We start from the raw sequence: 19052 nt of genomic DNA, 5'->3' as shown, positions 1-19052 counted from the left end.
CGAGGATATTCGGTCAGACCGTGAAATGGTGCGAGTGCGGTGGTGACGCGCCTACCAGACGGGACCAGTGAACTTCTCGCCCGGACCGTGGCCTGGCTCGTCGGGCACAGCGCTTGCCTCACGGAAGGCGAGCTGCAGCGATTTCAGCCCGTCACGGACGGGGCCGGCATGCAGGCCCAGGTACTCGACCGAGGCCTGCACCAGTCCGGCCAGCGCTGTGATGAGGCGTCTGGCCTCGTCGAGATCGCGATGCGGGCTCTCGTCGGGATCCTCCGCCGACAAACCGAGCTTCTCCGCGGCGGCGCTCATCAACATGACGGCTGCCCGGGTGATCACCTCGACGGCGGGAATCTCTGCCAGCTCGCGAGTTGGCAGGTCCGCTGCCAGATCGGACGGTTCGGGTGCATCGCTCATGCCTGATATGCTGGCATGCGCGACCGTCCCGGCGTACGCCAGGACAGCAAGTGGAGTCCCACTCCCACCGTTGACCGTACAGGTTCAGCGGTCCGGTCACGGGTATCGAGAGATGCCCGTTCTGCGTAGCGCGCAGACGGCTTCGGCCGTGATCGGTCGGCATTGGGCCCTGCATCTAGCAGGGCTTTCCCCATTTTGGGGGTGCTGACGTTGCGGGCCTCCTCTAAGACGACATAGGAGGCCCCATCAGCACTGAGACACGCATCAACGAGCGCATTCGCGTACCTGAAGTTCGCCTGATCGGACCGGGCGGTGAACAGGTAGGGATCGTGCGCATCGAAGATGCACTCCGCGTTGCCGCTGACGCCGATCTCGATCTCGTCGAAGTAGCTCCAGACGCCAAACCACCGGTTTGCAAGATCATGGACTACGGCAAGTTCAAGTACGAGACGGCTCAAAAGGCACGCGAGTCTCGCAAGAACCAGCAGCAGACCGTCGTCAAGGAACAGAAGCTGCGACCGAAGATCGACCCCCACGACTACGAGACCAAGAAGGGTCACGTAGTCCGCTTCCTCGAGGCGGGGTCCAAGGTCAAGGTCACCATCATGTTCCGCGGACGCGAGCAGTCGCGACCCGAGTTGGGCTACCGCCTTCTGCAGCGCTTGGGCGCCGATGTCGCCGATTACGGCTTCGTCGAGACGTCAGCGAAGCAGGACGGCCGCAACATGACGATGGTGCTGGCGCCGCACCGCGGCGCGAAGACTCGCGCCAAGGCCGCGCACGATGCAGACGCACCGACGGCGCAGCGCGCAAGCGCGCAGCCCGAAAGCGCGCCGCCTGCCGAAGCACCACCGACCGAAACACCACAGAACTGAGGACAACATGCCCAAGGCCAAGACCCACAGCGGCGCATCGAAGCGATTCCGCGTCACCGGTAGCGGCAAGATCGTGCGCCAGAAGGCCGGCAAGCGCCACCTGCTCGAGCACAAGGCGAGCAAGCGCACCCGTCGTCTCGACGGCCGTACGACCGTCGCTGCCAACGACACCGCCCGCGTCAAGAAGATGCTGAACGGCTGACTTCGCCTGTGCGGCCGAACACGGCCCTGACCTGACCCGATCGAGATAGGAACATCCAATGGCACGCGTGAAGCGCGCACTCAACGCCCAGAAGAAGCGGCGTACCATCCTCAAGGCCTCCAAGGGCTACCGCGGCCAGCGCTCGCGGCTGTACCGCAAGGCCAAGGAGCAGCAGCTCCACTCCTTGAACTACGCCTACCGCGACCGTCGTGCTCGCAAGGGTGAGTTCCGCAAGCTGTGGATCTCGCGCATCAATGCCGCGGCCCGCGCCAACGACATCACCTACAACCGGCTGATCCAGGGCCTCAAGGCTGCTGGCATCGAGGTTGACCGCAAGAACCTCTCCGAGATCGCCATCAGCGATCCGGCTGCGTTCACCGCGCTGGTCGAGGCGGCCAAGGCCGCGCTGCCCGAGGATGTCAACGCACCGACCGGTGAGGCCGCCTGAGCCACACCGAAGGGGCATTGACCGAACGTTCCGCCCGGGTGGCGGCGGCGGTCAAACTGCACCGACACGTAGCACGTCGCCGCGCCGCACGCTTCCTGGCCGAGGGGCCAAACCTCGTTGAGGAAGCGCTGCGGCGCGGTTTCGTCGTGGAGGTGTTCGCCACCGACGATGCGCTGGACTGCTTCGGCGCGTTGCTGGTCGATGCGCCGGTGCACCGTGTCACCGACCGCGCCGCAAAGGCGTTGTCCGACACCGTCACACCCGTGGGTCTGGTGGCGGTGTGCACGTTGCCCCAGCCCCAGCTGGCCGACGTCCTGGCCGACGGCCCACAACTGGTCGCCGTCGCCGTCGAGACCTCCGAGCCGGGTAACGCGGGAACCCTGATTCGGCTGGCCGACGCCATGGGCGCCGACGCGTTGGTGCTCGCCGGAAACAGTGTCGACCCGTACAACGGGAAGTGCCTGCGCTCCTCTGCGGGCAGCATTTTCGCGCTTCCGGTGCTGTCGGACCCGGACACTGCGGGCGTCATCGCCGCATTGCGTGGTGTGGGCCTGCAGGTGCTCGCAACCACGCTGGACGGCGAGACCTCACTGTCCGACGCTGATCTGGCGCGACCGACGGCGTGGCTGTTCGGCTCGGAGGCCCACGGTCTCGCACCCGAGGTCGCCGCCATGGCCGACGCGCGTGTGCACATCCCGATGCGCGGGGGAGCGGAAAGCCTGAATGTGGCTGCCGCGGCCGCGATCTGCCTGTACGAGAGTTCCCGCGTGTCCCGCTAGCCGGGCGAGTGCTCAGACGTTCGGTGCCGTGGCCCGGAAGCCGGCGAGCACCACGGCGACGATGCGCTCCGCGTCCTTGCGGGTGAACGGGCGCATGCCGCGGTCGACGATGAGATGCACTGGACCCGAGATCATCTCGCCGAGGAACGAACTATCGACCGGGGGAAGCTCGCCCCGGTCCACGGCGGTGTCCACGCGCCGCTGCATGGCGGCGACGCGCTGGTCGAGAACCTTGGTCAGCGCCTGAACGGTGGAGTGATGACTGGCGGGCTGGATGGCCTGTGCGAGGGTCCGGCCGAACGGCGTTTCCAGGCCACCGGCGAGGGCCAGTAGGAAGTCCACCAGGTCTCGGTGGATGTCGCCGGTGTCGGCGACGGAGGCCAGGTCCTCGGCGTAGCGCAGCAGAGCTTCGACCACCAGCTCCTCGCGGTCGGGCCAGTTGCGGTAGACGCTGGTCTTGTGCACGCCGGCGACCTCGGCGACGTCCTCGTAACGGAAGCCCGCGATACCGTCGCGCGCAACGAGTTCGGCGGTCGCCGCGAGGATCTGCGCTCTCACCCTGGCGTTGCGGCCGCCGGGGCGCCGCGCGGGCGGTCGGTCAGGGATGCCGTTGACCATCGCCGCGCTCACCTCCTGTCCTCCGCTCCGGTGCCGATTGTCGCCAGGTGGGGCATTGCGGTGCAAGCCAGCGGCAAGTACGTTCATTAAAGCAACAAGATGTCGCTTTAATGTGTGGATTGCCCGCCAGTGAGTGACGGCCGATCAGATCGCACGCCCACCTCGACCAATCTGGAGCGCACACGTGAACATCCTTGTCTCAGGGGCGGGTATCGCCGGGCTCGCCTGCGCACGTGAGTTCGCCACCCGCGGCCACGACGTCACCGTTGTCGAGTCCGCCCGCCGCCTCCGGCTCACAGGCACACCCATTGACATCCGAGGCGACGCGGTCGAGGCCGTGGACAGGATGGGACTGCTCGCGAAGATTCGGACGCAACGGGTCCGGATGTCTGAACTCACCCAGTTCATCGACAGCGGGGGCGAGCCGGTTGCCCGGATCCCGATGGCGGAGGTCAGCGACTCCGACGACGACATCGAGCTTCTCCGCGAGGACCTCGTGCTTATCCTCGCCGATGCGGTCCCGGACACCGTGGTCGTTCGCTTTGGCGACTCGATCGAGACGCTGACCGGCGATGTCGACGGTGTCGACGTGCGTTTTGAATCGGGCCGCACCGGGCGGTACGACCTGGTGGTCGGTGCCGACGGCCAGCACTCCGCGGTACGGGGGCTGGTGTTCGGGCCCGAGGAGCACTATCTCCGGCACCTCGGTGTCTACTTTGCTCTCGCCGATCTCCCCGGCGAGGCGCGATCCGAGGGCGCCAACTCGATTTACAACGTCCCCGGCCGGATGGCAGGCGTCTTCCGGTACAACGGCAAGGCCGTTGCGGTCTTCGAGTTCCGCTCGGAGCCGATCGACTACGACCGCAATGACCTGGACGCCCAGAAGAAGATCCTCATCGACGCCTTCTCGGGCTACCGGTCGTGGCGGATCCCTGAGCTGCTCGATGCGGCTCGCGCGGATCCTGGTTTCTTTTTCACCTCCGCGGACCAGATCCACCTACCCTCCTGGCACCGCGGTCGCGTCGTCCTTGTCGGCGACGCCGGGTATTGCCCGGCCTTCCTGTCCGGCCGGGGCACCTCACTCGCACTCACCGGCGCACGCTTTCTCGCCGAAGAACTGGAACGGTGCGGCAACCACACCGCTGCGTTCGCACGGTACGAGGCGCGGCAGCGCCCCTACGTCACCTTCGCTCAGGGCCGTGCCGACAGCGGTCGCGATCGCATGCTGCCGGTGACCTGGGCTGCCATCGCCTCCCGCAATAGGGCGCTGGCGAATGTCCAGTAACGACACGCTGGAAACGGCTGCCCCAGAACACCATTGGAGTAGGCGACTCATCCTCTGGGCGGCGGTCCTGATCCTCGCCAACGTCCTGGCCGACGTGGTCATCGGCTCGCCCATGATGGTTCTGCCCCAGTTGATGGAGCATTTCGACACCGATCAGGCCGCGTGGCTGAACGCGAGTGCGATGCTGGCCGGGGCCATCTGGTCGCCGCTGCTCGCGAAGAGCTCCGACATCTTCGGCAAGCGCCGGATACTCATCGGCACGCTGCTCCTCGCATGCACAGGAGCGCTGGTCTGCCTCGTTGCCCCCAGTATCTGGATCTTCCTGGTGGGCCGCTTCCTTCAAGGTGCCGCCTTCGCCGCGGTCTTCCTCACAGTGGCCCTCGTACGCCAGATCTGTGCCCCGCGTGTTTCGATGGCCGTGGTGGGGCTCGTCACGTCCGGCTCGTCGGTCGTCGGAATCATCGAGCCGTTCCTGATGAAACCGATCATTGATGTGTTCGGCTACCGAAGCGTGTTCGTCGCGGCGGCACTGCTCGCCGCGGCCGCCGCGCTCTGCGTGCGTTCCTTCATCCCGGAGTCGCCGATCCGCAGTGCCGGCCGAGTCGACGTGGGCGGGGCACTCCTACTCGGCGGCGGCCTCGGCGCGGTACTCGCCTACATCAGCCTCGGGCGTGACTTCGGATGGCTGTCCGGTGGCATGGTCGCACTACTGGCGGTTGGTGCGGCCGCAGTGGCCGGTTGGGCGTTTCTCGCGCTGCGGGTAGACGAACCCATCATCGACATCCGGGCGCTGAGCCGTCCGATCCTCCTGACGCTGCTGGCCCTGGTACTGGCAGCGGGGGCCTTCCGGAGCATGCTGCAACTCACGAGTGTCATCGCCCAGGTGCCCCCCGATCAGGGGCTCGGCTACGGGCTGGGCAACGGAGAGGCGATCGCATTGCTGCTCGCCGCGCCCAATCTCGGCATCGTGATCGGCGGTGTGTGCGCCGGATGGATCGCGGGCCGGATCGGTCCCGGGTTTCCCCTCCTGGGGGGCATCCTCATTGGCACCGTGGCGACCTTCGCGATGCTGGCGGGCGTATCAATGTTTCCGATGGCGATCGCCTGCGGCGCCATGCTCGGGATGGCCGCCGGCGCGATCGGCGCGTCCGGTTACAACCTGGCGATCAGCATCGAAGCGCCCGAGCGGCAGGGCACGATCGCCGGTCTGGTGTCGGTCGTCCTCGCCCTCGGCTCGGTCGTCTTCAACTTCGCCGGGGGCGAGGTGCTCAAGGCCACCCAAGTCCCCGGCACCTTCGCCGATGGCGCTCCGGTGAGCTCGGCGACCGGCGTCCACCTCTACGTCGCGATGGCGGGCGTGCTCTTCGTTCTCGCTGCGGTGCCCGCGGCCATGCTGCTACGCAACCGGTAGCGGCCTCAGTCGCTGAGCAGCCCCCGTGCCACGTGGGTGATCTGCACCTCGTTGCTGCCGGCGTAGATCATGAGCGATTTGGCGTCCCTGGCCAGTTGCTCCACCCGGTACTCGGTCATGTAGCCGTTTCCGCCGAACAGCTGGATCGCCTCCATCGCCACGTCGGTGGCCGCCTGGGAGCAGTACCACTTCATTGCCGAGGCCTCCGGCAGCGATATCGACACGCCGTTCTGCGCGGCCTCGATGACGCGGAACAGCATGTTGCGCACGTTCATCCGGGCGACCTCCATCGTCGCCAGCTTGAGCTGGATCAGCTGGAACTGGCCGATCTCCTTGCCCCAGAGGGTGCGCTCCTTGGCGTAGGCGACCGACAGGCGCAGGCACTCCTCGATGACCCCGAGCGCCATGGCCGCCACGCCGATCCGCTCCGACGAGAAGTTCGACTTCGCGCTGTCGCGGCCGTCACCTGACTTGTTGTCCTCGGTCTCGCCGAGCAGCCGGTCGCGACCGAGTCGCACATTGTGGAAGAACAGCTCGCCGGTGCGTGAGCTGTGAATCCCCATCTTGCGGAACGGCTTCGACTGCTCGAACCCCTCCATGCCGCGGTCCAGGACGAAGGTGAGCACCTTGCGGTTGCGCTTATCGGCTCCATCGCCCTCGTCGAGCTTGGCGTAGACCACCACCACGTCGGCGTCGGGACCGTTGGTGATGAACGTCTTCTGGCCGTTGAGGATGTAGTCGTCACCGTCGCGCACCACATAGGACTTCATGCCGCCGAACGCATCCGAACCGGCGTCGGGCTCGGTGATCGCCCAGGCGCCGATCTTCTCGTAGGTCACCAGTCCCGGCAGCCAGCGTTCCTGCTGCGCCAGGGTGCCGCGGGACGCGATGGTGGGCACGGTCAGGCCAAGGCTCACGCCGATGCCGGTGACGACTCCCATGCTGACCCGGCACAGTTCGCTGACCAGAACGAAACCCATTCCGGCCTGATCGCGACCCCCGCCGAACATCCCGCCCGAGGACGACGAGGTGGAGGTCTCACCGCTGCGCAGCTTGGCCAGTCGACGCTCGAGCGACTCCTTGGCCATCACGTCGATACCGAATGTGGAGAACAGCTTTCGGATGATGGGGTAGGGCGCCATCTCGCCGCTCTCGAGGTCGTCGACGTGTGGACGAATCTCCTTGTCGACGAAGTCGCGAACTGCGTCGCGCACGGCAATGTCGACGTCGGACCATTCGAGCATGTATCAAGCTGCCTTTCGTTGCCGGTTGCGAGCGGGGCGCAGGCCGGTGAGGGAGAACGTGGTGTGCACCAGGGATCCCGCGCGTTCGAACAGTGACCGCGGACGCGGCACGTAGTGCATGGGGAGGTCGCGGCGGTCCCGCGGCGGGGCGGTGAAGCCCGGCGCCTCGACCAACGGCGCATCCTGGGGCAGTCGGCCCTCGGCCCGCCGGTACGCCGCCAGTGCCCGCGGGTGCAATCGGACCTCCTCGGGAACGGCGACGAACGCGATCTCGACGAGCTTGCCGAACAGACGCAGCACCACCTCGTCGCTCGGTGTCCACCGCATTCCCGCCTTCTCGCGGACGACCGGGTCGAACAGCCCCGCGGCGATCCAGCGCTGGCTGGCCACGAGGGGTTTGAACATCTGGTCCCAGACGGGCGTCGGCATCAGAACGAAGCGCGGCTTGGGAATCCGGATGGTGAAGATGTCGAGTGTGGCGCGGTTGATCTCGAGGTCGTCACGGCACGTGCGTTCCCAGTACTCGCAGAACTCCTCCCACGTCTTCGGGACCGGACGCATGCTCATGCCGTACATGCGGTACCACTGCACGTGCTCGTCGAAGAGCTGCCGCTTCTCGGCCTCGGTCAGTCCGCCGCAGAAGTACTCGGCGCATTTGATGATCATCATGAAGAACGTGGCGTGCGCCCAGTAGAACGTCTCGGGGTCCAGGGCGTGATAGCGCCGCCCCGTCGCGTCAACGCCCTTGATGGTGTCGTGGTAGCCCCGGATCTGCGCGCCGGTCTGGGCGGCTCGGTCGCCGTCGTACACGACGCCCATGATCGGGTACACCGAGCGGGCGACGCGCTGCAGCGGCTCGCGCAACAGGATCGAGTGGTCCTCGACGCCCGCGCCAAGCCCGGGGTACATGTTCTGGATGGCTCCGATCCACACGCCCATCATTCCGGTGCGCAGGTCACCGAAGTACTTCCAGGTGAGGGAGTCGGGGCCCAGGGGATCGTGGGCGTCAACGGCATTGTGAGGGCCGCCGGCGTGCTCGGCGGCGTGGATCTTCGTTGATCTCGGGGCGTTCCTGGTCATGGTGTCCTCGCTGAGTGCCAGCCATGGTTGTTCCGCCACGATATTCGTGACAACGCGCGTTGTCCACGATTGCGGGCGCGTCGGACCGCAACTGTTATCTGGCCGCGACGTGGTGTGAATGCAGGGCCGCGTAGATTCTTTGAGGCTCAATCCGAGCACCTAACGCAGCAGTCAACGAAAGCCATCATGCCCGAGGATCAGAACACAGACATTCCGCCGAATCACCTCTCCATCGATCCGCGCAGCCCCTTCTACAGCGAAGAAGCTCTCCGCCGCGACGTGGGCATTCGTTTCAATGGCATCGAGAAAACCAACGTTCACGAATACAACGTGGCCGAAGGTTGGGTGCGTGTTGAAGTCCCTACGGCAAAGGATCGCCGCGGAAATCCCATGGTCGTCAAGCTCAGTGGCACGGTCGAACCCTATTTCCGCTGAGTAAAGCGACGGTGCCCGTCAGGGATGGCGATCCGACGAAACGCCGTTGACAACCAGATCGATCACGCCGTCGGCAACCTCGCGAATCTCCTTGTCTGAGCTGATGACGTTGTGCAGCATCGCCGCCATCATGATGGCGCCGAAGATGCTCATCGCACCGGTTTGGGGGTCCGGGAGCGGTCGAAGCGAACCATCGTCGGCGCCGGCTTCCAGCACGCGAGCGATTGGGTCGTAGAAGGCGTCTTGAACTGCACTCGCGAGCTCCGGTAGGCGAATGGCGCGTCCGAGGTCTCCGACGAGTGCGCGGCTCGATCCGGGCCGGTTCATCGTGTGCTCGATCTGGACGGCAATCACTGCTATCAGTCGCTCTCTGCCGAGCCCCGGTGCATCGGCAGCATCAGCCACTTCGCGTGCCAGCAGCGAGAGCGAGTCACGCAACAGGAACGACAGGATTTCGTCCTTGCCCGCGAAGTAGTAGTACAGCGTCGCCTTCGGCACGCCGGACGCCGCGGCGATGTCCTCGATCTTGGTGTTCGCGAGCCCGCTGGTGGCGATGAGATCGGCTGCCGCATACAGCTTGTTCGCCACCGATGCGGGCACAGCGCGTCCACCCTGTTCTGCCACGGACGCAGTCTACGACGGTTGGGCGCGAAGGTTGTACTTTGAGTGCAAACTGTTAGTTTGAAGCGATGTTCGGTCGATTGCAGGGGACGCGATGACTACAGCTGATGTGGTGGTAGTCGGCTACGGCGCTGCGGGTGTGTGTGCCGCCTTGGAGGCCCGGTCCCGCGGCGCCGATGTCCTGGCCCTCGACCGGTTCAACGGGGGTGGGGCTACGCAGATGTCCGGGGGGATCATCTACGCCGGTGGTGGAACGTGGGTTCAGCGTGCAGCGGGACTCGACGACACCAGCGACGCCATGTTCGCGTATCTGCATGCGGAGATCGGAGATGCCGTCCGGCCCGAGACCTTGCGGCGCTTCGTTGACTCCAGTCCGGGAATGATCGATTGGCTCTCTGCCCACGGCGTCCCGTTCGAAGCCTCGGTGTGTCCATACAAGACGTCGTATCCGAACAACAAGTACTACCTGTACTACTCAGGCAGCGAGAACTCCGGGCGCTTTCGCTCCGTCACTGCGCCGGTGCAGCGGGGGCATAGGGCCAAGGGGCCGGGCGCGTCGGGGAAGATGATCTTTCAGCCGCTCGCCGCGGCAGCGGAACGGAACGGTGTCCGTGTCCAGTTGCACACCCGCGCAATGTCATTGCTGACCGACGCGGACGGTGTGGTGGTCGGTGTACGGGTGGCCACGCTCGCCGAGGCGCCTGCGTGGGTCCGGCGTCGTTACCGTACCTACGCCGCCCTTGCGGTGAAGCCGGGTATCTACTACGAGCCGCTGCGCACGGCGATGGAGCACAACCTGGCCCGCTTGGAGCGAAAGTATGCCCGCACCGTCGATATTCACGCACGCAAGGCAGTGATCCTGACGGCAGGCGGGTACATCGCCAACCAGGACTGGATCGCCGAGCATGCGCCCGCCTACCGCGAGGGGCTCCGGCTCGGCACCACCGGAGACGACGGCAGCGGTATCAGCCTGGCCACCGACATCGGTGCGGCCGTCGATCGCCTCGACAATGTGTCGGCATGGCGATTCATCACACCTCCGAGCGCATTTCTGGGGGCGCTGGTGGTCAACGCGCGCGGGCAACGGATCATCGACGAGACCCGCTACGGCGCGGCACTGGGTCATGCCATGATCCAGGACCACGGCGGCAAAGGGTGGATTCTCGCCGACCACCGGCTGCTCACGCAGGCGCGCGCTGACCTTGCGCAGCAGGCGATCTGGTTCCAGAGGCTCCAGATGGAGGCGATGTTGCGCACCGACAGCGTTCGCGCGGACACACTCGAGGGCGTGGCCGCCAAGGCCGGCGTCGACCCGGTTGGGCTGCGGGAGACAGTGGCGGCCCACAATGACGCTGCCGCTGCCGCAGCGCCTGACCCGATGGGTAAGCCGGCTGAATTCGTCCGCCCGGTGGGAGAGGGCCCGTTCGTTCTGATCTCACTGTCGGTGAAACGAAGCGTCATCAACCCGACTCCGATGTTCACCCTCGGCGGACTGGTGGTCGACGAAGACACCGGAGCAGTCACGACCCCGACTGGTGAATCGATTCCCGGCCTGTACGCGGCGGGGCGGACAGCCATCGGAGTCTGCGCCAACTCCTACGTCAGCGGGCTGTCCATCGCCGATTGTGTGTTCTCAGGGCGGCGCGCAGCAGAACACGCCGTTCAACAATCCCCGGTCACATCCTGACGGCGAGATGTGGTTCATGGCACGTCAAGATCGGGTGACCAGCGACTTGTCTCGGTAGGGGTGTGACCTCTGACATCGTCGTTGCCGCTCATTCGAGCGGGCACCTAGGGTGGCGCTGTGGATGCCGAATCGTTCGAGGGGCGATCCGGTGGGCTGGACGACGCAGATTCGGACCCCGGGGCACAGCGTATCGACTCCGGTTACGGCGTCAAGGGGCCGCTGGGGTGGCTGAAGGCCACCAATCACAGCCCGGGCGTGGTCGCCTTCGTCCGGCGTGCGCGCCGCGCGCTTCCCGGTGATCCGGATTTCGGCGATCCGTTGTCGGCCTCGGGTGTGGGTGGCCCCCGCGCCGCCGCGCGGGCGGCCGACCGGCTTCTGGACCGCGACGCGGCGTCGCGCGAAGTCAGCCTGGGGGCACTGCAGGTATGGCAGGCCCTGACCGAACGGGTGTCGGGCCAGCCTGCCAACCGTGAGGTGACGCTCGTCTTCACCGATCTGGTCGGGTTCTCCGACTGGGCGCTCGGCGCAGGCGATGACGCCACGCTGCGGCTGTTGCGGCGGGTCGCCCAGGTCATGGAGCCCCCTCTGCTGGCTGCGGGCGGGCAGATCGTCAAGCGGATGGGCGACGGCACCATGAGCGTGTTCGCCGATCCCGCAACGGCCATCGGAGCCGTGCTCACCGCCATGGACGCCGTCAAAGGTGTTGACGTGGGCGGCTATACGCCGCGCGTGCGGGCAGGCGTGCACACCGGTCGGCCGCAGCGGATCGGTTCGGACTGGCTCGGTGTCGACGTCAACATCGCCTCGCGCGTCATGGACCGGGCGACCCGGGGCGGGCTCGTGGTGTCCGGTGCGACGTTGGAGCGGATCTCGGCGGACAAGTTGGACTCGCTGGGCGTCTCCGTCAAACGTGTTCGCAAGCAACTGTTCTCGCAAAAGATCGCCGGCGTCCCCGAGGACCTCGTCATGTACTGGGTGAAGTCGCGCGTAGGCGTGGCGGGCGAAGTCGTGGACGACGGGGCGGCTCCGGGGGCGTAGCTCGACTGTCGTGGGCGTGCCTCTACCCCTGGGCTCCGACAATTTCAGCGTACGAACACGGAGTTATCCACAGTCGCGAATTCATCCACAACCAGCGGCTTTCCTGGTGGCGCATGCTCGCGTACGGACGTAAATTCGTACACATGTTCGATGAATTGGTGGCCGAGGCCTCCTCTGCACGTGGGGGTGCAGCGATCGGAGCGTGGGCGCGGGTGGAGGCCGCGGCGTGCGCTCGCAGGCTTACGGCAATGGTCGCGATGCTCGATGCGCGCCAGTCTGCCGATGACTCCGTCGAGCGTGAGCAGTGGTATCTGGACAACTGGGGTGCGGTCTGTGCCGAGATCGGCGCCGCCCAACAGATCACCTCCGCGTCCGCCTCCAGACAGCTGTTGGTGGCCACTTCACTGCGCGACCGGCTACCCAAGGTGGCTGCGGTGTTCGCCGACGGTGGCCTGACCTACCAGCTGGCGTCGACCATCGTGTGGCGCACGGCAGCGATCAAGGATCCCCACGCGCTACGCGCGGTGGACACCGAGATCTCAGAGGCATTGTCCGAGTGGCCGGCGCTGTCGCAGCAGAAGATGGTCGACGCGATCGACGTGTTCGTCATCCGCCACGACCCCCACGCACTGCGCCGCACCCAGAACCGCGCCCGCGGCCGATCAGTGGACATCGACATCGACGACGCCTCGGGCCTGGCGACACTGTGGGGTGAGTTGTTCGCCCACGACGCCAAGGCCCTCGACCAACGTCTGGACACCCTGGCCGGCACGGTCTGCGGCAGCGACCTGCGAACCATCGATCAGCGCCGGGCTGATGCCCTCGGCGCACTGGCTCACGGGGCTGACCGGTTGGCGTGCCTGTGCGGCCAATCCGAGTGCGAGGCGGCGGCACCGGCCCCGAGTTCTACCGTGATCTATGTGGTCGCTCACGACGACACCATCACCGACCAGAGCGAGGGCACCGAACGGCAGGATGCGGCCCTCGACGGTGTGCAGTCCCGGCTGTTCGACAGGCCGGTGCGCGAACTCACCCTGGCCGAGGCACTGCACGATGCCGACCCCGGCGAGCCCGCGGCCACCCGTCCCGGCGTGATGCTCGGCGGTCCGGTTGTGCCGGGGCCGATCGTCCGCCGCCTCGCACTGCAGGCCGTGATCAAACGCATCATCCATCCCGGCGACAGACCACCCGAGCCCCGATACGTTCCGTCGACGACGCTGGCTGACTTCGTGCGCTGCCGCGATCTGACGTGTCGATTCCCGGGTTGCGACGTACCGGCCGAGCGCTGCGACCTCGACCATACGATCCCGTATCCGGTGGGTTCGACGTGTGCGTCGAACCTCAAGTGCCTGTGTCGTTTTCATCATTTGCTCAAGACGTTCTGGAACGGGCCCAAAGGTTGGCGCGACCGCCAACTACCTGACGGAACGGTCATCTGGACCACACCGGGCGCGCAGACCTACCGCACCCGGCCCGGCAGCCACCTGCTCTTCCCCGCACTGTGCAAACCCACCGCACCCGTGCCGACGCCGCACACCGAAACCGCAGGGTCCGCCATCACCAACTCCGGCCTGCGCATGCCGCGCCGGGACACCACCCGGGCCGAGGCCCGCAAGCGCCGCATCGACGAGGAGCGCCGAGAGAACGAAGAGGCCGCGATACTCACGATGCCCGACTCAAACCCGCCGTTCTAATGCCTGCGGGCTTAGGTGAACTCGTCGGCGGACGCCTCGATCCAGTCCGAGCGCCACGCCTCGGGCGGATCGTCGAGCAACTCGCCCGGCATCAGCCACTCGTAGATCTCGGCGTAGGTCCGCGTGCGCTGGCCCTCGATGCGGCGGTTCAACATCGCCGGGGACAGTTCGTGAAAACCGGCCAGTCCCATCGATGCCACGATCTGCGCGGCGCTGGCGACAGTGGCCTGCTGGTAGTTGAATGCCCGGGTGCTCTTGTCCGGCACGTCGAGGGCCCGGGCACGGGCTGGATCCTGGGTGGCGACGCCGGTGGGACAGTGGTTGGTGTTGCACTTCAGCGCCTGGATGCAGCCGACGGCGAACATCATCGCCCGCGCTGACATCGTGAAGTCCGCACCCTGGCAGATGCGGCTGACGATGTCGACGCCGCTGGCCACCTTGCCCGACGCGCCGACCCGGATACGGTCGCGGAGTCCGGTGCCGACCAGACAGTTGTGCACCAGCATCAGGCCCTCGGTCAGTGGCATGCCGACGTGGTCCTCGAACTCCTGCGGCGCGGCGCCGGTACCGCCCTCGCCGCCATCGACGATCACGAAGTCGGGGGCGATGCCGGTCGCGATGATCGCCTTGCAGATCGACAAGAACTCGGTGCGGGCGCCGACGCACAGTTTGAACCCGATCGGCTTGCCGCCCGACAGTCGGCGCAGCGTCGCGATGAACGCGACGAACTCGGTCGGCGTGCTGAACGCGCTGTGCGAAGGCGGGGACACCACCGTCCTGCCCACCGGCACGCCGCGGGTGGCCGCGATCTCGGGACTGACCTTGGCGCCCGGCAGCACGCCCCCGAGGCCGGGTTTGGCGCCCTGGGACAGCTTGATTGACACCGCCTTCACCGACGGCAGCCGAGCTTTCTCGGCGAATGTGGCGGCGTCGAAGCGCCCGTCGGCATCGCGGCAGCCGAAGTAGCCCGAGCCGATCTCCCAGATGAGGTCGGCGCCGCCGCGCAGGTGGTAGGGGCTGATGCCACCCTCGCCGGTGTCGTGGGCGAAACCGCCCCGTGCGGCGCCGCCGCTGAGGGCCTCGATCGCCTGGGCCGACAAGGCGCCGAAGCTCATCGCCGAAACGTTGAGCAGCGCAATGTCGTACGGCGCCGCGCAGTCGGGGCCGCCGAGCCGCACCCTGGGCTGCAGGTCCTTGGCCAAGGACGCCCGGATGGAATGCCGAAGGAACTCGTAGCCGACTGCGTTGACGTCGCGTTCGGTGCCGAATGGCTCGTCGCCCTTGGTGGCCTTCGCCCGCTCGTAGACCAGGTCGCGGGTCTCCCGGTCGAACGGGGCTGCCTCGGTGTTGGATTCGATGAAGTACTGGCGGATCTCGGGGCGGATCAACTCCATCACGAAGCGGACGTGACCCAGGATCGGATACACACGCAGGATGGTGTGCCGGGTCTGGATCAGATCCCACGTCCCGAGCGCGGCCAGCCCCGCGAGCACTGTGGCCGGAACCATCCACCAACTGGAAACGGCGAGGGCGGCGAACACCGCCAGCGCGGATACACCCCACACACCTGCGACGATCAAAGGCCGCGTGATCACCGCGTGAGGGTAGCGCGGGTCACACCTGTCCCGTAGCTATGATCTCCGGGTGGCTGATCAGCCCGTGGTAAAGCCGGGATCAACTGGACCGTCCGAGCAAGCGCTGACCGAAGCCGTCAGCGCGGCCCGGCGTGCCTTCGACGCCGCGTCCGATCTCGAGGCGCTGGCGCGCGCCAAGACCGATCACCTCGGTGACAAGTCGCCGATCGCGCTGGCTCGTCAGGCGCTGGGCTCGCTGCCCAAGACCGAGCGCGCCGATGCCGGCCGCCTCGTCAACGTGGCCCGCACCGAGGCTCAGGCCGCCTACGACGAACGCCTCGAGGCGCTGCGCCTCGAACGGGACGCGGCGGTGCTGGTCGCCGAGCGCATCGACGTGACCCTGCCCTCCACGCGTCAGCCGATCGGTGCACGGCACCCGATCACGATCCTGGCCGAGCACGTCGCCGACACCTTCGTGGCCATGGGCTGGGAACTGGCCGAGGGACCCGAACTCGAGACCGAGCAGTTCAACTTCGACGCCTTGAACTTTCCTCCCGACCATCCGGCGCGCAGTGAGCAGGACACGTTCCACATCGCACCCGAGGGGTCGCGCCAGGTGTTGCGCACGCACACCTCGCCGGTCCAGATCCGGGCACTGCTGGAGCGTGAGCTGCCCGTGTACATCGTGTCGATCGGCAGGACGTTCCGCACCGATGAACTCGATTCGACGCACACGCCGGTGTTCCACCAGGTCGAGGGACTCGCGGTGGACCGCGGCCTGACGATGGCGCACCTCAAGGGCACGCTCGACTCGCTGGCCCGGGCGGAGTTCGGCCCCGCGGGTCGGACCCGCTTCCGGCCGCACTTCTTCCCGTTCACCGAGCCGTCCGCCGAGGTGGACGTCTGGTTCGAGAACAAGAAGGGTGGGCCGGGCTGGGTGGAATGGGGCGGTTGCGGCATGGTCAATCCAAACGTGTTGCGCGCCTGCGGTATCGACCCGGACGAGTATTCGGGCTTCGCGTTCGGCATGGGCCTGGAGCGCACACTTCAGTTCCGCAACGGCATCCCCGACATGCGTGACATGGTCGAGGGTGACGTGCGGTTCTCGCTTCCGTTCGGGGTGGGGGCCTGATGCGCCTTCCGTACAGCTGGCTGCGCGAGATCGTCTCAGTCGGCGCACCGGGTTGGGACGTGAGTCCCGAGGAACTCGAGCAGACCTTCATCCGCATCGGTCACGAGGTCGAGGACATCATCCCGGTCGGCTCGGTCACGGGACCGTTGACCGTTGGCAGAGTTGTCGAGATCGAGGAACTCACCGAGTTCAAGAAGCCCATACGTGCATGCAAGGTCGACGTGGGCGCGCAGAACCTCGACGGTGAGTCGCGTGACATCGTCTGCGGAGCAAGCAATTTCAAGGTCGGCGATCTGGTGGTCGTGGCTTTGCCCGGCACCACGCTGCCTGGTGACTTCACCATCGCCAAGCGTAAGACCTACGGCCGCACCTCCGACGGCATGATCTGCTCGTCGTCCGAGCTGAACCTGGGCTCCGACCACGCCGGCATCATGGTTCTGCCGCCCGGCACCGCGGAGCCCGGCGCCAACGCCATCGACGTCCTCGGTCTGGATGACGTGGTGTTCGACCTCGCGATCACCCCGGATCGCGGTTACTGCCTGTCCGTCCGTGGCATGGCTCGCGAGATCGCCTGCGCCTACGACCTCGACTTCGTCGACCCCGTTGACACCATCCCCGCACTGCCCGCCGAGGGCGAGGCGTGGCCGTTGACCATTCAGCCGGGCACCGGTGTGCAGCGCTTCGGCCTTCGCCCCGTGACGGGCATCGACCCGACTGCGGTGTCGCCGTGGTGGATGCAACGCCGTCTGCTGCTGAGCGGAATCCGGTCCATCTCCCCGGCCGTCGACGTGACCAACTACGTCATGGTGGAGATCGGTCACCCGATGCACGCCCATGACCGCAAGCTCATCACCGGCGGGTTCGATGTCCGCTTCGCGAAGCCGGGGGAGACGGTCGTCACCCTCGACGGCGTCCAACGCACACTCGATCCGGGCGACGTTCTCATCGTCGACGACGTCGCGACGGCGGCGCTCGGCGGTGTGATGGGCGCAGGCACCACCGAGGTGCGCGAGAGCACAACCGACGTGCTGTTGGAGGCGGCGGTCTGGGACCCCGCGACGGTATCCCGGACGCAGCGCCGTCTGCACCTGGTGAGCGAGGCGAGCCGGCGCTACGAGCGCACCGTGGATCCGGCGATTTCGGTTGCCGCCCTTGATCGTTGCGCCGCGCTGCTGGCTGATATCGCAGGCGGCACGTTGGAACCGACACTGACGGACTGGCGCGGTGACCCGCCGCGCGAGGACTGGTCACCGGCGCCGGTGAGCATGGCACTGGACCTGCCTGACCGGACCGCGGGTGTGGCCTATGCCGAGGGCGCCACCGTGCGCAGGCTCACCCAGGTGGGTGGCCGGGTGAGCAGTCACGACGGCCAGATCACGGTGACACCGCCCAGTTGGCGACCCGACATGAGGGAACCCGCGGACCTCGTCGAGGAGGTGCTCAGGCTCGAGGGCCTCGAGCTGATCCCGTCGATTCTGCCGGCGGCACCCGCTGGTCGTGGTCTCACACCCGGCCAGGTGCGCCGGAGGGCGATCGGAAAGTCGCTGGCGCTCAACGGTTTCGTCGAGATCCTGCCGACACCGTTCCTGCCCGCTGGCATCTTCGATGCGTGGGGCCTGGCGCCCGACGATCCACGCCGCGCCGCAATGACGGTGCTCAACCCGCTGGAGGCCGATCGGCCCCAGCTGGCGACCACGCTGCTGCCCGGCATGCTGGAGGCGTTGGTGCGCAACGTTTCCCGTGGTGCCGCCGACGTCGCATTGTTCGCCATCGAGCAGGTGGCGCTGGCGACACCGCAGACCCGTGCGCTCGACCCGATCCCGGTTGATCGCAGGCCCACCGCCGCGGAGATCGCCGCGATCGACGACTCGCTGCCGCGTCAGCCGCTGCACGTGGGTGCCGTCATGGCCGGACTCCGCGAACCCGCCGGTCCGTGGGGTGCGGGGCGGCCGGTGCAGGCCACCGATGCCTTCGAGGCAGTGCAGATCATCGCGCGGGCCTGCAATGTCGACGTCACGCTGCGGGCGGCCCAAGAGCTGCCGTGGCATCCCGGCCGCTGCGCTGAGGTTCTACTCGGGGACCAGGTCGTCGGATACGCCGGCGAGTTGCACCCCGCGGTGATCGAGCGGACCGGCCTGCCTAAGGGCACGTGTGCCGTCGAACTCGATCTCGACGCGGTGCCCACCGTGGAGCGACTGCCCGTGCCCGCCGTGTCGCCGTTCCCGGCGGTGTTCCAGGACGTCAGCCTCGTTGTCGATGACACAGTGGCGGCCCAGGATGTCGTGGACGCGGTGCGAGAGGGCGCCGGAAAGCTCGTCGAGGACGTCCGACTGTTCGACGTGTACGTCGGCCCGCAGGTCGGTGAGGGGCGCAAGTCACTCGCTCTGGCCCTGCGGTTCCGCGCGCCCGACCGCACGTTGACCGAGGATGAGGCCAGTGCCGCGCGCGACGCCGCGGTGGCTCTGGCTGCCGAGCGTGTCGGCGCCGTCCAGCGCAGGTGATCCGCCCCGCCCAC

18 protein-coding genes are annotated in these 19052 nt (G+C 67.0%); 12 read left to right on the top strand and 6 right to left on the bottom strand.

Going from position 1 to position 19052, the window contains the following annotated elements:
- Positions 1-51: 51 nt before the first annotated feature.
- Positions 52-414 carry a DUF1844 domain-containing protein gene (locus ABIA65_RS33195; RefSeq protein ID WP_241404986.1) on the bottom strand — a complete coding sequence of 121 codons (363 nt, stop codon included), beginning with the start codon at positions 412-414 and terminating at the stop codon, positions 52-54.
- A gap of 245 nt (positions 415-659) precedes the next feature.
- Between ABIA65_RS33195 and infC the strand changes: the two genes are divergently transcribed.
- From infC to ABIA65_RS33175, 4 genes are read left to right on the top strand one after another with little or no spacing between them, the layout of a single operon-like run.
- Positions 660-1289 (top strand): translation initiation factor IF-3, encoded by a 630-nt coding sequence (gene infC, locus ABIA65_RS33190; RefSeq protein ID WP_241405633.1) that lies wholly within the window; start codon positions 660-662, stop codon positions 1287-1289.
- A gap of 7 nt (positions 1290-1296) precedes the next feature.
- Positions 1297-1491, top strand: coding sequence for a 50S ribosomal protein L35 (gene rpmI, locus ABIA65_RS33185; protein ID WP_241404987.1), 195 nt, complete (start codon positions 1297-1299; stop codon positions 1489-1491).
- Positions 1492-1549: 58 nt separating this feature from the next.
- Positions 1550-1939 carry a 50S ribosomal protein L20 gene (gene rplT, locus ABIA65_RS33180; RefSeq protein WP_241404988.1) on the top strand — a complete coding sequence of 130 codons (390 nt, stop codon included), beginning with the start codon at positions 1550-1552 and terminating at the stop codon, positions 1937-1939.
- A gap of 38 nt (positions 1940-1977) precedes the next feature.
- On the top strand, positions 1978-2718 hold the full coding sequence (locus ABIA65_RS33175) for a TrmH family RNA methyltransferase (RefSeq protein ID WP_354526251.1): 741 nt from the start codon (positions 1978-1980) through the stop codon (positions 2716-2718).
- 12 nt (positions 2719-2730) lie between these two features.
- Here ABIA65_RS33175 and ABIA65_RS33170 read toward each other — a convergent pair whose 3' ends face one another.
- Positions 2731-3348, bottom strand: coding sequence for a TetR/AcrR family transcriptional regulator (locus ABIA65_RS33170; RefSeq protein WP_354526238.1), 618 nt, complete (start codon positions 3346-3348; stop codon positions 2731-2733).
- 172 nt (positions 3349-3520) lie between these two features.
- On the opposite strand from ABIA65_RS33170, the gene ABIA65_RS33165 reads away from it, so the two are divergent.
- Complete coding sequence (locus tag ABIA65_RS33165) at positions 3521-4621, top strand: FAD-dependent monooxygenase (protein WP_354526237.1); 1101 nt, start codon at positions 3521-3523, stop codon at positions 4619-4621.
- Complete coding sequence (locus ABIA65_RS33160) at positions 4611-6032, top strand: MFS transporter (RefSeq protein WP_354526236.1); 1422 nt, start codon at positions 4611-4613, stop codon at positions 6030-6032. Before ABIA65_RS33165 ends, ABIA65_RS33160 begins: the two co-directional genes overlap by 11 nt.
- Before the next feature lie 5 nt (positions 6033-6037).
- Here ABIA65_RS33160 and ABIA65_RS33155 read toward each other — a convergent pair whose 3' ends face one another.
- Both ABIA65_RS33155 and ABIA65_RS33150 read right to left on the bottom strand, forming a co-directional pair.
- Entirely contained in the window at positions 6038-7276 is a 1239-nt protein-coding gene (locus tag ABIA65_RS33155; protein WP_354526235.1) for an acyl-CoA dehydrogenase family protein, read from the bottom strand.
- 3 nt (positions 7277-7279) lie between these two features.
- Positions 7280-8356, bottom strand: coding sequence for an oxygenase MpaB family protein (locus ABIA65_RS33150; RefSeq protein WP_241404990.1), 1077 nt, complete (start codon positions 8354-8356; stop codon positions 7280-7282).
- A 186-nt stretch (positions 8357-8542) separates the two neighbouring features.
- Between ABIA65_RS33150 and ABIA65_RS33145 the strand changes: the two genes are divergently transcribed.
- Positions 8543-8791 (top strand): DUF3297 family protein, encoded by a 249-nt coding sequence (locus ABIA65_RS33145; protein WP_354526234.1) that lies wholly within the window; start codon positions 8543-8545, stop codon positions 8789-8791.
- A gap of 18 nt (positions 8792-8809) precedes the next feature.
- Here the strand turns inward: ABIA65_RS33145 and ABIA65_RS33140 are convergent, their stop codons facing one another.
- Positions 8810-9415: a TetR/AcrR family transcriptional regulator gene (locus ABIA65_RS33140; protein ID WP_241404992.1), complete on the bottom strand. Its 606-nt coding sequence runs from the start codon at positions 9413-9415 to the stop codon at positions 8810-8812.
- Between the two features lie 91 nt (positions 9416-9506).
- Between ABIA65_RS33140 and ABIA65_RS33135 the strand changes: the two genes are divergently transcribed.
- The 3 genes from ABIA65_RS33135 to ABIA65_RS33125 all read left to right on the top strand — a co-directional run bounded on the left by ABIA65_RS33135 (position 9507) and on the right by ABIA65_RS33125 (position 13831).
- Entirely contained in the window at positions 9507-11099 is a 1593-nt protein-coding gene (locus ABIA65_RS33135) for an FAD-binding protein (protein ID WP_354526233.1), read from the top strand.
- 117 nt (positions 11100-11216) lie between these two features.
- Positions 11217-12137, top strand: coding sequence for an adenylate/guanylate cyclase domain-containing protein (locus tag ABIA65_RS33130; RefSeq protein WP_502919649.1), 921 nt, complete (start codon positions 11217-11219; stop codon positions 12135-12137).
- 143 nt (positions 12138-12280) lie between these two features.
- Positions 12281-13831: an HNH endonuclease signature motif containing protein gene (locus ABIA65_RS33125; RefSeq protein ID WP_354526232.1), complete on the top strand. Its 1551-nt coding sequence runs from the start codon at positions 12281-12283 to the stop codon at positions 13829-13831.
- An 11-nt stretch (positions 13832-13842) separates the two neighbouring features.
- Here the strand turns inward: ABIA65_RS33125 and ABIA65_RS33120 are convergent, their stop codons facing one another.
- On the bottom strand, positions 13843-15423 hold the full coding sequence (locus ABIA65_RS33120) for an FMN-binding glutamate synthase family protein (protein WP_241405636.1): 1581 nt from the start codon (positions 15421-15423) through the stop codon (positions 13843-13845).
- Positions 15424-15475: 52 nt separating this feature from the next.
- Here ABIA65_RS33120 and pheS point away from each other — a divergent pair, with 52 nt between their 5' ends.
- Positions 15476-16537 carry a phenylalanine--tRNA ligase subunit alpha gene (gene pheS / locus ABIA65_RS33115; protein ID WP_371747043.1) on the top strand — a complete coding sequence of 354 codons (1062 nt, stop codon included), beginning with the start codon at positions 15476-15478 and terminating at the stop codon, positions 16535-16537.
- Positions 16537-19038 carry a phenylalanine--tRNA ligase subunit beta gene (gene pheT / locus ABIA65_RS33110; RefSeq protein WP_354526231.1) on the top strand — a complete coding sequence of 834 codons (2502 nt, stop codon included), beginning with the start codon at positions 16537-16539 and terminating at the stop codon, positions 19036-19038. The genes pheS and pheT overlap by 1 nt, the downstream gene beginning before the upstream one ends.
- Positions 19039-19052: the final 14 nt, after the last annotated feature.

Origin of the sequence: Mycolicibacterium sp. 624, assembly GCF_040548615.1 — a bacterium.
GTDB lineage: Bacteria > Actinomycetota > Actinomycetes > Mycobacteriales > Mycobacteriaceae > Mycobacterium.
The sequence above is the reverse complement of the archived record's forward strand: the minus strand, read 5'-3'. Positions and strand labels throughout refer to the sequence as shown.

What these genes read in the sequence shown, in the direction of transcription:
- ABIA65_RS33195 (WP_241404986.1), bottom strand. Translation starts at nt 414, where the DNA reads ATGAGCGATGCACCCGAACCGTCCGATCTGGCAGCGGACCTGCCAACT.
- rpmI (WP_241404987.1), top strand. Translation starts at nt 1,297, where the DNA reads ATGCCCAAGGCCAAGACCCACAGCGGCGCATCGAAGCGATTCCGCGTC.
- rplT (WP_241404988.1), top strand. Translation starts at nt 1,550, where the DNA reads ATGGCACGCGTGAAGCGCGCACTCAACGCCCAGAAGAAGCGGCGTACC.
- ABIA65_RS33160 (WP_354526236.1), top strand. Translation starts at nt 4,611, where the DNA reads ATGTCCAGTAACGACACGCTGGAAACGGCTGCCCCAGAACACCATTGG.
- ABIA65_RS33155 (WP_354526235.1), bottom strand. Translation starts at nt 7,276, where the DNA reads ATGCTCGAATGGTCCGACGTCGACATTGCCGTGCGCGACGCAGTTCGC.
- ABIA65_RS33150 (WP_241404990.1), bottom strand. Translation starts at nt 8,356, where the DNA reads ATGACCAGGAACGCCCCGAGATCAACGAAGATCCACGCCGCCGAGCAC.
- ABIA65_RS33145 (WP_354526234.1), top strand. Translation starts at nt 8,543, where the DNA reads ATGCCCGAGGATCAGAACACAGACATTCCGCCGAATCACCTCTCCATC.
- ABIA65_RS33135 (WP_354526233.1), top strand. Translation starts at nt 9,507, where the DNA reads ATGACTACAGCTGATGTGGTGGTAGTCGGCTACGGCGCTGCGGGTGTG.
- ABIA65_RS33125 (WP_354526232.1), top strand. Translation starts at nt 12,281, where the DNA reads ATGTTCGATGAATTGGTGGCCGAGGCCTCCTCTGCACGTGGGGGTGCA.
- pheT (WP_354526231.1), top strand. Translation starts at nt 16,537, where the DNA reads ATGCGCCTTCCGTACAGCTGGCTGCGCGAGATCGTCTCAGTCGGCGCA.